General features: G+C 50.8%; 12 protein-coding genes. 7 read left to right on the forward strand and 5 right to left on the reverse strand.

The window, feature by feature from the left end:
- Positions 1–15 precede the first annotated feature (15 nt).
- The 5 genes from mnmE to rpmH all read right to left on the reverse strand — a co-directional run bounded on the left by mnmE (position 16) and on the right by rpmH (position 3,818).
- On the reverse strand, positions 16–1,404 hold the full coding sequence (mnmE, locus tag ABS784_RS11705) for a tRNA uridine-5-carboxymethylaminomethyl(34) synthesis GTPase MnmE (protein WP_011232957.1): 1,389 nt from the start codon (positions 1,402–1,404) through the stop codon (positions 16–18).
- Positions 1,405–1,748: 344 nt separating this feature from the next.
- A complete protein-coding gene (jag, locus tag ABS784_RS11710; RefSeq protein WP_011232958.1) occupies positions 1,749–2,405 on the reverse strand; it encodes an RNA-binding cell elongation regulator Jag/EloR in 657 nt (218 codons plus the stop codon).
- Entirely contained in the window at positions 2,402–3,166 is a 765-nt protein-coding gene (gene spoIIIJ / locus ABS784_RS11715; protein ID WP_011232959.1) for a YidC family membrane integrase SpoIIIJ, read from the reverse strand. The genes jag and spoIIIJ overlap by 4 nt, the downstream gene beginning before the upstream one ends.
- A gap of 72 nt (positions 3,167–3,238) precedes the next feature.
- A complete protein-coding gene (rnpA, locus tag ABS784_RS11720) occupies positions 3,239–3,604 on the reverse strand; it encodes a ribonuclease P protein component (RefSeq protein ID WP_011232960.1) in 366 nt (121 codons plus the stop codon).
- A gap of 79 nt (positions 3,605–3,683) precedes the next feature.
- Positions 3,684–3,818, reverse strand: coding sequence for a 50S ribosomal protein L34 (gene rpmH, locus ABS784_RS11725; protein ID WP_003253900.1), 135 nt, complete (start codon positions 3,816–3,818; stop codon positions 3,684–3,686).
- A 478-nt stretch (positions 3,819–4,296) separates the two neighbouring features.
- Here rpmH and dnaA point away from each other — a divergent pair, with 478 nt between their 5' ends.
- The 7 genes from dnaA (at position 4,297) to ABS784_RS11760 (ending at position 14,296) form a co-directional block, all read left to right on the forward strand.
- Positions 4,297–5,649 carry a chromosomal replication initiator protein DnaA gene (gene dnaA / locus ABS784_RS11730; protein ID WP_011229517.1) on the forward strand — a complete coding sequence of 451 codons (1,353 nt, stop codon included), beginning with the start codon at positions 4,297–4,299 and terminating at the stop codon, positions 5,647–5,649.
- Positions 5,650–5,821: 172 nt separating this feature from the next.
- Positions 5,822–6,958, forward strand: coding sequence for a DNA polymerase III subunit beta (dnaN, locus tag ABS784_RS11735; protein WP_011229518.1), 1,137 nt, complete (start codon positions 5,822–5,824; stop codon positions 6,956–6,958).
- 188 nt (positions 6,959–7,146) lie between these two features.
- Positions 7,147–7,377: a S4 domain-containing protein YaaA gene (gene yaaA, locus ABS784_RS11740; RefSeq protein ID WP_012820418.1), complete on the forward strand. Its 231-nt coding sequence runs from the start codon at positions 7,147–7,149 to the stop codon at positions 7,375–7,377.
- A gap of 11 nt (positions 7,378–7,388) precedes the next feature.
- Entirely contained in the window at positions 7,389–8,507 is a 1,119-nt protein-coding gene (gene recF, locus ABS784_RS11745) for a DNA replication/repair protein RecF (protein WP_011229520.1), read from the forward strand.
- A gap of 46 nt (positions 8,508–8,553) precedes the next feature.
- Complete coding sequence (gene gyrB, locus ABS784_RS11750; RefSeq protein ID WP_012820420.1) at positions 8,554–10,476, forward strand: DNA topoisomerase (ATP-hydrolyzing) subunit B; 1,923 nt, start codon at positions 8,554–8,556, stop codon at positions 10,474–10,476.
- A gap of 150 nt (positions 10,477–10,626) precedes the next feature.
- Positions 10,627–13,083 carry a DNA gyrase subunit A gene (gene gyrA / locus ABS784_RS11755; protein ID WP_011229522.1) on the forward strand — a complete coding sequence of 819 codons (2,457 nt, stop codon included), beginning with the start codon at positions 10,627–10,629 and terminating at the stop codon, positions 13,081–13,083.
- 145 nt (positions 13,084–13,228) lie between these two features.
- On the forward strand, positions 13,229–14,296 hold the full coding sequence (locus tag ABS784_RS11760) for an HD-GYP domain-containing protein (protein ID WP_014194554.1): 1,068 nt from the start codon (positions 13,229–13,231) through the stop codon (positions 14,294–14,296).
- Positions 14,297–14,577: the final 281 nt, after the last annotated feature.

The following is a 14,577-nucleotide window of genomic DNA, read 5'->3' on the forward strand; positions in this document are numbered from 1 at the left end:
GCATTTCCTCCTCGCTTATTTTCCTAAACAAAACTGAGCAAACAGCTGATCAATCAAGCTTTCATGGACCGTATCACCAATGATTTCGCCAAGCAACTCCCATGCCCGGCGCAAATCGATTTGGACGAGATCAACCGGCATGCCGGCGTCAATGCCGGCCAAGGCATCCTCGATCGCTGTTTTCGCCTGCTCGAGCAAGGCGATATGGCGAGAGTTTGAAACGTACGTCAAATCGCCGGCTTCCAGCTCACCCCCAAAAAACAGGTCAGCAATCGCCTTCTCCAGTTCATCAATTCCTTGTTCATGCAACAGGGATGTCCCCACGACCGGCCGGCCGGCCGCCAGCTCCTTGACCCGCTCCATATCGATCCGCCGGGGCAAATCGGTTTTATTCACAATGACGATGGCGTCCATTCCCTCGATCATGGCAAACAGCCGCTCGTCCTCTTCCGTCAGCGGTTCATGATAATTCAAAACGAGCAAAATTAAGTCGGCCCGCTTCAACATTTGCTGCGAGCGCTCGACGCCGATCCGTTCGACGACATCTTCGGTTTCGCGGATGCCAGCCGTATCGATCAAGCGAAGCGGTACGCCCCGGACGTTGACATATTCCTCGATGACGTCGCGCGTCGTCCCCGGAATATCGGTGACGATCGCCCGATTTTCATGGGCGAGCGCATTCAAAAGCGACGATTTGCCGACGTTCGGCCGCCCGATGATGACCGTTGCCAGCCCTTCGCGCAATATTTTTCCTTGCGCGGCGGTCGACAGCAGCTTTTCAATTTGCCCGCGCACATATTCCGCCTTTTCCCGCAAAAGGCGCGGCGTCATTTCTTCGACATCATCGTATTCCGGATAATCGATATTGACTTCAACATGTGCCAGCGTCTCCAAAATCGTCTGCCGCAACTCGCGAATCAATTTTGACAGGCGCCCTTCCATTTGCTGTAGGGCGACGTTCATCGCTCGGTCGGTTTTGGCGCGGATCAGGTCGATGACTGCCTCAGCTTGAGATAAATCGATGCGCCCATTTAAAAACGCCCGCTTCGTAAACTCCCCCGGCTCGGCGAGCCGCGCCCCGTTTGCCAGCACGAGCTGCAGCACCCGATTGACGGAAACAAACCCGCCATGGCAGTTGATCTCGACCACGTCCTCGCGCGTAAACGTCTTCGGTGCGCGCATAACTGATACCATTACTTCTTCAACGACCCGTCCGCTTTTCGGATCGATGATATGCCCGTAGTGGATCGTGTGTGATGGAACGTCTTTGAGCCGCTTTCCGCTCGGGCTGCGGAAAAGCCGGTCAGCGATCTCAACCGCTTGATCTCCGCTCAACCGAACGATGGCAATCGCCCCTTCGCCCATCGGCGTCGAAATGGCGGCGATCGTATCAAATTCCGTCAAAGCTGTTCACCTCTCTTTGCTCCGCTTTCTCTATATCCACAGCCCGTTTTGGCCGCTTTTTTTCCTTGTGCATATTCACTTAGTTCAATTTTAACTTATCCACATGTGAATAACAATACAGCGCGCTCAACGCGGTTGTTGAAAAATATAAGCGGCGGCCGTCAAAAAAAAAGTTGGTGGAAACTAGTGATTGCTTCACAATCATCTGGACGGATAGGCAAAAAAGACCGTTGCTGCGCTGTTTCCCCATTTGAAGAAGCTCTTGCTGGAGCGTTCCCCCATTTCCATCGCCAATCTTCCAGGCGGCGCCAATACCGTAAAAAAAGAGGCCGCCTCTCTACAGTTTAGCGAGGCGCCTCTTTTTTCGGCGACATTTTGCCTGTTTTCGGAGCGACGACAATCGAACGGTGCGGATCAACGCCAACGGAATAGGTCAAGACGTGCTTGTTGTCAGCCAGCGCTGCATGGATGATCTTCCGTTCATGCGCCGGCAACGGCTCCAACCTTACTTCTTTTCCCGTCTTCACCGCCCGGGCGGCCAGCTTGTGCGCCAGTTCGATCAGCGCCTTTTCCCTTCGTTCGCGGTAATTTTCGACATCGACGGCAATCGACACGTATTCGTCAGCATGGCGGTTGGCGACGAGCTGCGCCAAAAACTGAAGAGCGTTTAACGTTTGCCCGTGCTTGCCGATCAATAGACCGACCGGCCCCCCGTGCACATGAAGCGTCACCTGCTTGCCGCGGCGGACGGCTTCGATGCTTGCCCCTTCCGCCCCCATTTGCGCGATGACTTGCTGCAAAAAGCGAACCGTCTCCTCAACCGGGTCGATTTTCAGCACGGCTTTCACAACCGCCGGCCGGCCGCCAAACAAGCCAAACCAACCTCTTTTCCCTTCATCGAGCACAACAATAACCGCACGCTCTCGAGGCACGCCAAGCTGCGCGAGCGCCAACTGCACCGCCTCTTCGACTGTCCGGGCAGTCGCGGTCACTTCTTTCACTTTTTCGCTCCTCCTGAATGGGCGGCAATCTCCGGCCCTTTAATGAGATACGTTTGCACAATGGAGAAAATATTTCCGACGACCCAGTAAAGCGACAAAGCAGCTGGGAAGTTGATCGCGAAAATGACGATCATAATCGGCATCATCCAAAGCATCATCGCCATTTGTGGATTTTGCTGAGCGGAGCCGGCCATCATGATTTTCTGCTGGATGAACGTCGTCACGCCGGCAATGACCGGCAAAATGTAGTACGGGTCTTTTTCGCCAAGGTCAAACCATAAAAAATTATGTTGGGCAATTTCTCTCGTCCGCATGATGGCATGGTAAAATCCAATTAAAATCGGCATCTGGATCAAAATCGGGAAGCAGCCGGCCATTGGGTTGACGCCGTGCTTTTGGAATAAGAGCATCATCTCTTGCTGGAGCTTTTGTTGAGTTTGCGCGTCTTTTGAGCTGTATTTTTTGCGGAGCGCTTCAATTTCCGGCTGAAGCGCTTGCATCGCCTTCGCGTTGCGCGTCTGTTGAATCATCAGCGGCAAAATCAATAAGCGGATCAAAATGGTGACGACAATGATGGACAACCCAAAGCTTCCGCCGAGCAGCCCGGCGACATATTTGATCAGCCAAGAAAGCGGATAAACGATATACTCGTTCCAAAACCCCTTGCTTTCCGGGGTGATCGGTTTGTGAATTTCCGTGCATCCGGCCAGCACAGCCGCTAACGCACCGAACAAAATGATGAATCTGATTCGCCTTTTCACCTTCTTTTTCCTCCCACATATACAAGTTCACGTATGTATTTTACCATTTTTTTTGCCGCGTGGAGCATTTTTTCAAGCCGAATGCGACGGTTGGCCTCCTTTTTTCAGCCCTCCGGATTTCCGGAGCACATGGATTAAACTTTTTTTTACTTCCGCATAATTCATCTCCGCCACCGGCTGCCTAGCGATAACGACATAGTCTTTGCCAGGGGCAATCTCCTCTTTCAATTCGAGGAAGCATTGGCGGATGTAGCGCTTGATTCGATTTCGGACGACAGCCTTGCCAAGTTTTTTGCTGACAGACAGCCCGATGCGAAAATAAGGCTGCTCCGGGCGGTCAAGCGTGTAGATGACAAACTGGCGGTTGGCCGTTGAAGCGCCCCTCTGAAACACTTCCTGGAACTCTTCGTTTTTCTTGATCCGATACTTTTTTTTCATTCTCCCCAAACACTCCATTTGCCTAATTTCCCGGCGGCAAAATATTGAGAAAAAAGACCACTGAAACTTCAGTGGCCTATTATGCAGACAAAACTTTTCTTCCTTTGCGGCGGCGGCGCGCCAACACTTTTCTGCCGTTTCTCGTGCTCATGCGCGCGCGGAATCCGTGCACTTTGCTTCGTTTCCGTCTATTCGGTTGATACGTCCGTTTCATCTATGACACCTCCCTAGGGAATAACAGTTACGGGCAGTCTTTCTCATTATATTGAACAATCTTAGCAAATGTCAACCGCCTCTTCGTTTTTCCAACTCTGATCAGCGCTGTGGATAAATTTTTTCTCCCTATCAACAATCCACAACATTTATCGACATTTTTTTCACATGTTCAATGGTGTGGATAATGATTTTTTCACACCCTATCCATTTTGTGGATAATCAAAAAAATCCCGTTGCAACAAGCCGCTTTATTTGCTATTATTATTGTGTTTTCACTATGGATAATTATGTGGATAAGAGGAGTCTATCCACATTTTGTGGATAGATTGTGGATAGTTTTTTCACAACGCGTTAATAATGTTACCCACAGATGGTGGATTTTGTCGAAAAGCTTCTTTATTTCCTTAATATGCTTTTTCCACAAACTTATTTTTTTAAACAAACGATCATCCTCTGACTTAAGGGAGGGGCAACGGGTGGAAAATATCCATGACTTATGGGATCGCGTGCTCGCGGAGATTGAACAAAAAATCAGCAAGCCGAGCTTTGAAACTTGGCTCAAGTCAACAAAAGCCCACTCTTTACGAGGTGACACGCTCGTCATCGTAGCCCCGAACGAGTTTGCTAGAGATTGGCTTGATTCTCGCTACTCTCATTTGATTGCGGAAACGATCTACACCATCACGGGCGAAGAATTGGCCGTCAAGTTTATCATTCCGCCAAATCAGGATGATGAAGAACTAGAGTTCCAGTCATCTAAGAAAAAGCAACGGAAACCGTATGAAGAGACAAACGATTTCCCACAAAGCATGTTAAATCCGAAATACACGTTCGATACGTTTGTCATCGGCTCCGGCAACCGGTTCGCCCATGCCGCTTCACTGGCGGTCGCTGAGGCTCCGGCCAAAGCATACAACCCCTTGTTTATCTATGGCGGCGTCGGACTTGGAAAAACACACTTAATGCACGCGATCGGCCATTACGTGATTGAACATAACCCATCGGCGAAAGTGGTCTATTTATCTTCAGAGAAATTTACGAATGAGTTTATTAACGCCATCCGAGACAACCGCCCTGACGACTTTCGCAACAAGTATCGGAACGTTGACGTCCTACTGATCGATGATATTCAGTTTTTGGCCGGAAAAGAACAAACGCAAGAAGAATTTTTCCATACGTTTAATACGCTGCACGAGGAGAGCAAGCAAATCGTCATCTCAAGCGATCGACCGCCGAAAGAAATCCCAACACTCGAAGACCGCTTGCGTTCGCGCTTTGAGTGGGGGCTCATCACCGACATTACGCCGCCTGATTTGGAGACGCGGATCGCTATCCTCCGCAAAAAGGCGAAGGCGGAGGGGTTTGACATTCCAAACGAGGTAATGCTTTATATCGCCAATCAAATTGACTCGAACATCCGCGAGCTTGAGGGCGCTCTCATTCGCGTCGTCGCTTATTCGTCGCTCATCAACAAAGAGATCACCGCTGACTTGGCAGCAGAGGCATTGAAAGACATCATCCCGAGCGCAAAGCCGAAGGTAATCACGATTCAAGACATTCAGCGCGTTGTTGGACAGCATTTCAACATCAAGATGGAAGATTTTAAAGCGAAAAAGCGAACAAAATCGGTCGCGTTCCCTCGGCAAATTGCCATGTATCTCTCCCGCGAACTGACCGACTGTTCGTTGCCGAAAATCGGCGATGAATTTGGGGGACGCGATCATACAACCGTCATCCACGCCCATGAAAAAATATCAAAGCTTTTGCAAACCGATACGCAGCTGCAAAGGCATATACAAGAGATTCAAGAAAAGCTGAAGCAACTGTGAACAACTGTCTCGGTTTTATGCACAGCTTATCCACATGTGGACAGGCTGTGCTTGCTTCGCTTTTTTTGTTTATCCACATACTAACAAGCCATACGACTAGTACTACGGTTTTTATTTTTATATTTTTATAATTTATTTCCGACGATCTAAAGAAACGGGGAGGAACAGCAACGTGAACATTTCCATTGACCGCGAAGCGTTGGCCAAGAGCGTCCAAGACGTGATGAAAGCCGTATCGACAAGAACGACGATTCCGATTTTGACCGGAATCAAACTAACAGCAACCGCCTCGGGAGTAACGCTGACCGGAAGCGATTCCGACATTTCAATTGAATCGTTTATTCCGCTTGAAAAAGAAGGCAAGTTGCTCGTTGACGTGAAAAGACCGGGGAGCATCGTACTGCAGGCGCGCTTTTTCTCTGAAATCGTGAAAAAACTGCCGCAACAAACGGTGGAAATCGAAACGGAAGACAACTTTTTGACGATCATCCGCTCGGGGCACTCAGAATTCCGCCTCAATGGGCTAAACGCCGACGAATATCCGCGCCTGCCGCAAATTGAAGAAGAAAACGTGTTTCAAATCCCGGCTGATTTATTGAAAACCGTGATTCGGCAAACGGTGTTCGCCGTTTCTACATCGGAAACGCGCCCAATCTTGACAGGTGTCAACTGGAAAGTTGAACATGGCGAGCTTGTCTGCACAGCGACCGACAGTCATCGCTTAGCCATGCGCAAAGTGAAAATTGAGTCGGAAAATGAAGTATCATACAACGTCGTCATCCCTGGAAAAAGTCTTAATGAGCTCAGCAAAATTTTGGATGACGGCAACCACCCGGTGGACATCGTCATGACAGCCAATCAAGTGCTATTTAAGGCCGAGCACCTTCTCTTCTTTTCCCGGCTGCTTGACGGCAACTATCCGGAGACGGCCCGCTTGATTCCAACAGAAAGCAAAACGACCATGATCGTCAATACAAAAGAGTTTCTGCAGGCAATCGACCGAGCGTCCTTGCTTGCTCGAGAAGGAAGGAACAACGTTGTGAAACTAACGACGCTTCCTGGAGGAATGCTCGAAATTTCTTCGATTTCTCCGGAGATCGGGAAAGTGACGGAGCAGCTGCAAACGGAGTCTCTTGAAGGGGAAGAGTTGAACATTTCGTTCAGCGCGAAATATATGATGGACGCGTTGCGGGCGCTTGATGGAACAGACATTCAAATCAGCTTCACTGGGGCCATGCGGCCGTTCCTGTTGCGCCCGCTTCATACCGATTCGATGCTTCAGCTCATTTTGCCGGTGAGAACATATTGACCCACCGCCCTCCTATTGGCGAAAACCATTCAGCTTCAAGGGCAAAAGCCGCCCGACAACGCTGCTTTTTCTCAAGTCCGATGAGAAGGCGGGCAACATCTATGCCCATCCTTCCCATCGGCTTTCTTTGCGAGTGGGCGGATTTTTCGGTAAAATAAAAGAATAGGCAGTTTGAAGGAAAGCGAGCGATGACACGGATGGAACAACGGGTGACGATTACAACGGAAACGATTACGCTGGGGCAGCTTTTGAAACTTGTGCGATTGATCGATACTGGCGGTGCGGCCAAATGGTTTTTGCAGGAACATCACGTGCTTGTCAATGGAGAACGGGAAAACCGGCGCGGGCGAAAGCTGAGAGACGGCGACCGGATCGACATTGAACCGTTTGGCACGTTCGTCGTCGTAAAAGCGGAGTAGGTGAAGGTTCGGTGTTTTTGACCAACTTAACGTTGACGAATTACCGGAATTATGAGTATGAAACGCTGAATTTTGGTGAGGGCGTGAACGTCATCTTAGGAGAAAATGCCCAAGGAAAGACTAACATGATGGAGGCCATTTATGTTTTGGCTATGGCGAAGTCGCACCGCACGTCCAACGATAAAGACCTTATCCGTTGGAATGAAGAGTATGCTAAAATAGAAGGAAGAGCGGAAAAACGAAGCGGGTCGTTAACGCTTGAGTTGCTTATTTCAAAAAAAGGAAAAAAAGCAAGATGCAACCATATTGAACAGCAGCGGCTCAGCCAATACGTCGGCCATTTGAATGTCGTCATGTTTGCTCCCGAAGACTTGAATTTAGTCAAGGGAAGTCCGCAAGTGCGGCGCCGATTTGTCGATATGGAAATCGGGCAAGTGTCGCCTGTGTATATACATGATTTGAGCCAATACCAAAAGCTGCTGCAACAACGCAATCATTACTTAAAAATGATGCAGGCGCGCGAGCGGAGCGATGAGGCGGTTCTTGATGTGTTAACTGAGCAGCTTGTATTGCTGGCGGCCAAAATTACGCTGCGGCGCCGCCAGTTTTTGTCGCTGCTTGAGCAATGGGCGATGCCAATCCACTATGAAATCAGCCGCGGCGCCGAACAGCTTTGCATCCGATACGAACCGTCGGTCGACGTATCAGAAAAGGCGGAATTGTCGAGAATAGTAGAAGCATACAGTGAAACGTTCGCCGCCATGAGGGAACGGGAAGTTCAGCGGGGAACAACGCTGGTCGGCCCGCATCGTGATGACATCGCGTTTTTCGTGAATGGAAAAAACGTGCAAACTTTCGGTTCCCAGGGGCAACAACGTACAACCGCGCTAGCGGTCAAGCTGGCAGAACTTGAGCTCATCTTTTCCGAGTTAGGCGATTACCCCATTTTATTGCTGGATGATGTGTTGTCAGAACTTGATGACTTTCGGCAAACCCACCTCCTTGATGCCATCCGGAAAAAAGTGCAAACTTTTGTCACAACAACAAGCATTGACGGCATTAAGCACGATATCATTCAAGAAGCGGCTATTTATCGAGTCCATTCTGGTTCGGTAACCGCTCCTTCTTGACCGCGAGACCGTTGAACGTTTGCAAAGAAAGCGTAGGTGATCAGGCATGACAATGGAACAACGGGTTGAGCAGACGTACGATGCAAGCCAAATCCAAGTGCTTGAAGGCCTTGAAGCGGTCCGCAAGCGCCCGGGGATGTACATCGGCTCGACGGGGCCGAAAGGACTGCACCATCTCGTTTGGGAAATCGTCGACAACAGCATCGACGAGGCGTTGGCGGGCTATTGCACAAACATCGATGTGACGATCGGCAAAGACAACAGCATCACCGTCGCCGACAACGGGCGTGGCATTCCGGTTGACATTCACGAGGCGACCGGGCGTCCCGCCGTCGAAGTCATTATGACCGTCCTTCATGCCGGTGGGAAATTTGGCGGAGGGGGCTATAAAGTGTCCGGCGGCTTGCACGGCGTTGGCGCTTCGGTCGTCAACGCCTTATCGGAATGGCTCGAAGTTTACGTCTATCGGGATGGAAAAATCCATTACCAGCGGTACGAGCGCGGAGAACCGTGCACCGACTTGCAAGTCATCGGCGAGACAGACCGGACCGGAACGACGACCCGTTTTAAGCCGGACCCGGAAATTTTCACTGAGACGACCGAATTTGACTATGAAACGCTGGCCACTCGGTTGCGTGAGCTCGCCTTTCTAAATCGCGGCTTAAAAATCACGCTGACGGACGAACGGGTTGACAGCCGAAAAAACGAATATGTTTACGAAGGCGGCATTCGTTCATACGTCCGTCATTTGAACCGAACACGAGAAGTGCTGCACGAAGAGCCAATTTATATCGCTGGCGAGCGTGACGGCATTGCCGTAGAAATCGCCTTGCAGTACAACGACGGCTATACGAGCAATATTTATTCGTTTGTCAACAACATTCATACGCATGAAGGCGGCACACATGAATCTGGCTTTAAAATGGCGCTGACGCGCATTATCAATGATTACGCTCGCAAGCAGCAAATTTTTAAAGAAAACGACGCGAATTTGACTGGCGAAGATGTGCGCGAAGGGCTGACGGCCATCGTGTCGATCAAGCATCCATCGCCGCAGTTTGAAGGGCAAACGAAAACGAAGCTCGGCAACAGCGATGCGCGCACGGTGACCGACGCTGTCTTTTCCGAACAATTTGAAACGTTTTTGCTTGAAAATCCGACGATTGCCCGAAAAATCGTCGAAAAAGGCATGATGGCGGCGCGGGCGCGGCTGGCGGCGAAAAAAGCGCGCGAACTGACGCGGCGCAAAAGTGCGCTTGAAATTTCCAATTTGCCGGGCAAACTGGCTGACTGTTCGTCAAGAGACCCGTCGATCAGCGAGCTGTATGTCGTCGAGGGCGATTCGGCCGGCGGCTCCGCGAAACAAGGGCGCGACCGCCATTTCCAAGCGATTTTGCCGCTGCGCGGGAAAATCCTTAACGTGGAAAAAGCGCGCTTGGACAAAATTTTGTCGAACAATGAGGTGCGGGCGATTATTACCGCCCTTGGCACGGGCATTGGCGAAGAGTTTGACATCTCAAAGGCGCGTTACCATAAGGTCATCATCATGACCGACGCCGATGTTGACGGGGCCCATATTCGCACGCTTCTTTTAACATTTTTTTACCGTTATATGCGGGAATTGATTGAACACGGCTACATTTATATCGCTCAGCCGCCGCTGTATAAAATCGAGCAGGGAAAACAGGTGCGTTATGCTTACAACGACCGCCAGCTTGAGAAAATCCTTGCTGAGCTGCCGGACCAGCCAAAACCGACGATTCAACGCTATAAAGGACTGGGCGAAATGAATCCGGAGCAACTTTGGGAAACGACGATGAATCCGGAAACGAGAACGTTGCTGCAAGTGAGCTTGCAAGACGCCATTGACGCAGATGAAACGTTTGAAATTTTAATGGGCGATAAAGTTGAGCCGCGCCGCCAGTTCATCGAAGAAAATGCCCGTTATGTGAAAAACTTGGACATTTAGGATAAAAAAAGAGGGAATCAGCCGCCCTCCTCGCTTCACCTTGCCGACGGGGACACCCGGCGCGCGAGCGAAGCGGCGCCCGCCGTCCGTCCGCGTCCGCCTGGCCAGGCGGTCCGGACTGGAGGAGGTTTCAAAGGGAGGTTTGAACGAATGGCAGAACACGAACAACCGCGCATCCGCGAAGTGAACATCAGCCAGGAAATGCGTTCTTCGTTTCTTGACTATGCGATGAGCGTCATCGTTTCGCGCGCCCTGCCGGACGTGCGCGACGGGCTGAAGCCGGTGCATCGCCGCATTTTATATGCCATGCACGACCTCGGCATGACTGCCGATAAACCGTATAAAAAGTCGGCTCGCATCGTCGGCGAAGTGATCGGGAAATATCATCCGCACGGGGATGCCGCCGTGTATGACACGATGGTGCGCATGGCGCAAGATTTCAACTACCGCTACATGCTTGTCGACGGACATGGCAACTTCGGATCGATTGACGGCGACGCGGCAGCAGCGATGCGCTACACGGAAGCGCGCATGTCGAAAATCGCCATGGAGCTTTTGCGTGATATCAACAAAGACACGATTGACTATCAAGACAACTATGACGGTTCGGAAAAAGAACCGGTCGTGCTGCCGTCCCGGTTTCCTAATTTGCTTGTCAACGGTTCATCCGGCATCGCTGTCGGAATGGCGACGAACATTCCGCCGCACCAGCTTGGCGAAGTGATTGATGCCTTGTTGGCATTAAGCCAAAATCCGGAGATGACGGTTGCCGATTTGATGGAATACATCCCAGGACCTGACTTTCCAACCGCTGGACAAATTATCGGCCGCAGCGGCATCCGCAAGGCGTACGAAACGGGTCGCGGCTCCATTACATTGCGCGCCAAGGCCGAAATCGAGCAGCAGCCAAACGGCAAGGAAACGATCATTGTGACCGAGCTCCCTTACCAAGTAAACAAGGCGAAACTGATCGAGCGGATCGCCGAACTTGTGCGCGACAAAAAAATTGACGGCATCACCGACTTGCGCGACGAGTCGGATCGGAGCGGCATGCGCATCGTTATCGAAGTGCGGCGCGATGCCAACGCGAAGGTTGTGTTGAACAATTTGTACAAACATACGGCATTGCAAACGAGTTTTGGCATCAACATGCTTGCTTTGGTAAACGGCGAGCCGAAAGTGCTGAACTTAAAAGAGTGTTTGGAGCATTATTTAAACCATCAAAAAACCGTCATCCGCCGGCGGACGGCGTTTGAGCTGAAAAAAGCCGAGGCGCGTGCTCACATTCTGGAAGGGTTGCGCATCGCCCTTGACCATTTGGATGAAGTGATCGACCTCATCCGCCGCTCACAGACAACGGAGGCGGCGCGCGAAGGGCTGATGGCGCGGTTCTCACTCAGTGAACGGCAAGCGCAGGCGATTTTGGATATGCGCCTGCAACGGTTAACCGGCCTTGAGCGGGAAAAAATCGAACAAGAATACCAAGACCTTGTCCGTCTGATCGCAGAACTGAGAGGCGTATTGGCCGACGAAGAGAAAGTATTGCAAATCATTCGCGATGAACTGAGCGAAATTAAGGAGCGGTTCAACGATGAGCGGCGCACGGAAATCGTTTCAGGAGCCGTTGAGCAGTTCGATGACGAGGATTTAATTCCACAAGAGCATGTCGTCATCACGCTTACTCATAAAGGCTACATCAAGCGCTTGCCTTTATCGACGTACCGGAGCCAAAAACGCGGCGGACGGGGCGTGCAAGGCATGCATACGGCGGAAGACGATTTTGTCGAACATTTGCTCATTACGTCGACTCATGACACCGTGCTGTTTTTCACGAATAAAGGGAAAGTATATCAGGCAAAAGGCTACGAGATTCCGGAATTCGGCCGCACAGCCAAAGGGCTGCCGATCATCAACTTGCTTGAGCTCGATAAAGATGAGTGGATCAACGCCATGATTCCGATTGAAAGCGAGTTTAGCGATGAACGCTACCTCGTGTTTGCGACAAAGCAAGGAATTGCCAAACGTTCCCCGCTTTCAGCGTTCGCCCATATTCGCAACAACGGGCTTATCGCCATCCATTTGCGCGAAGGGGATGAACTGATTTCTGTCCGGCTGACGGATGGCAAAAAGCATTTGATCATCGGTACGAAAAACGGCATGCTCATCCGTTTTCCGGAAACCGACGTGCGGGCGATGGGCCGCAGCGCGACTGGAGTCAAAGCGATCACGCTTGATGACGGGGATGAAGTAGTTGGCATGGAAATTTTAGAAGACCATCATGATGTGCTTGTCGTCACGAAAAAAGGGTTCGGCAAGCGCACTCCGGCCTCGGAATACCGCGTGCAAAGCCGCGGGGGCAAAGGATTGAAAACGTGCAACGTCACGGATAAAAACGGTCCTGTCGTTGCGGTGACAACCGTCGTCGGCAATGAAGACGTCATGGTGATCACGACCGGCGGCGTGCTCATTCGCATTGCCGTCAGCGATATTTCTCGGACGGGAAGAATCGCCCAAGGCGTTAAGCTCATTCGCCTCTCTGGCGAAGATGGGCATGAGTGCGTCGCTACGGTGGCGAAAGTGCCTGAGGAAGAAAGGGACGAGGAATAAAGAAGAAGATCATTCAGCCTAACGGAAACGGCGCTTCGCCTATAGGCGCGGGGCGTCGTTTTTCTGTTTCAAAAGCCTGCCATCGCGGCCAAAATCATGTTACGATAGAAATACAGAGAAAAAAAGACAAAGGGGGCACTAATCGATGGTCCGTGTGAAACGCTCCCAGCTTCGCGAAGGATGCGTGCTCGCTGAAGATGTGCTCGGCAAGACGAAACGTCCAATTATACCGAAAAACACCGTGATCACGAAACCGTTGCTACTCGTACTTGAAAAATTCCTCGTTGAGGAAGTGGACGTTGAACCATTGCTTGCTAACGGTGAACCATTTCCCAACGTCGATTCCGCATCAACGGCGGTTGCCAAACAGCCGATGGCCTTCTACTTAGAGGCGGTCCAACGATACAAAACATGGTTTCAATCGTGGCAAGCCGGTTTGCCGGTTGATATCGGCGAAATCAGAGGGGTCATCATTTCGCTTTTTGAACGAATGGCGGGCCAAAAACGGGAGTTGCTTATGTTGCATCATTACGCAACAAAGGACGAATATTTGCACCATCATGCCGTCAGCGTCGGGCTGCTCGCGGGCTTTTTGGCCATGCAGCTTGGATACAGCGAAGGGGAATGCCACCAAATCGCCCTTGCCGGTGTGCTAGCAGACTGTGGCATGGCGAAAGTAAGTAAGAGAATTTTGACAAATCCGTCAGCGCTCACTGAAGCCGAGTTCAATGAAGTAAAGCAGCACCCTGTCTTCAGCTACCGCATGGTGCAAAAAATCCCTGCGCTAAACCATGGGGCAAAACTTGCTGTGTTGCAACATCATGAACGAAATGACGGCAGCGGCTACCCGCTCGGAGTAAAAGCAGAAAGAATTCACCCTTACAGCCAGATCGTTGCCGTCGCTGATGTCTACCATGCCATGACTTCAGAACGGTTATACCGTCGCAAACAGTCGCCGTTTCGGGCCATTGAAACGATGCAAAGGGAGCAGTTCGGCAAACTGAGTACAGAAGCTGTCGCCGCGCTGGTGAACAATCTCATCGGCCTACAAACAGGAGCCGTCGTCAAACTCTCCAACGGCGAAATGGCTGAAGTTATGTTTATTCCTTCGGACGAGCCAGCCCGGCCAATCGTCAAGATCATCGAAACCGGACAGTTGCTGTCACTAAGCGTTCAGCGGGACATATATATCGAGGAAATGGTGCAAGGTTGATCAGTGTCAGTTCCAAAAAATACTATTGCCTAAACAACATCCACATGATACAATCAACATTGCTTGTGACGGTAAAGAAATAAAAAAGTTGTTGACTTTTCGTTGTCCATGGGTTATTATTTAATAGCTGTCATCATTAAGGGACAGCGAAAAAGCTCCTTGAAAACTAAACAAAACGCAAGCGTCATAAGAAAAGCTGAGGCTCGCGGGTCGCCGCGATGGGCAAATGTTCTTCGCCTGCAGGGATTTACAATCCCGAAGGCGAAGGTTATTTGACCCCG

The sequence above is a fragment of the Geobacillus sp. G4 genome, from assembly GCF_040327975.1.
In the GTDB taxonomy this organism is placed as follows: Bacteria; Bacillota; Bacilli; order Bacillales; family Anoxybacillaceae; genus Geobacillus; species Geobacillus thermoleovorans.

What these genes read in the sequence shown, in the direction of transcription:
- ABS784_RS11760 (WP_014194554.1), top strand. Translation starts at nt 13,229, where the DNA reads ATGGTCCGTGTGAAACGCTCCCAGCTTCGCGAAGGATGCGTGCTCGCT.
- yaaA (WP_012820418.1), top strand. Translation starts at nt 7,147, where the DNA reads ATGACACGGATGGAACAACGGGTGACGATTACAACGGAAACGATTACG.
- gyrA (WP_011229522.1), top strand. Translation starts at nt 10,627, where the DNA reads ATGGCAGAACACGAACAACCGCGCATCCGCGAAGTGAACATCAGCCAG.
- gyrB (WP_012820420.1), top strand. Translation starts at nt 8,554, where the DNA reads ATGACAATGGAACAACGGGTTGAGCAGACGTACGATGCAAGCCAAATC.
- rpmH (WP_003253900.1), bottom strand. Translation starts at nt 3,818, where the DNA reads ATGAAACGGACGTATCAACCGAATAGACGGAAACGAAGCAAAGTGCAC.
- rnpA (WP_011232960.1), bottom strand. Translation starts at nt 3,604, where the DNA reads ATGAAAAAAAAGTATCGGATCAAGAAAAACGAAGAGTTCCAGGAAGTG.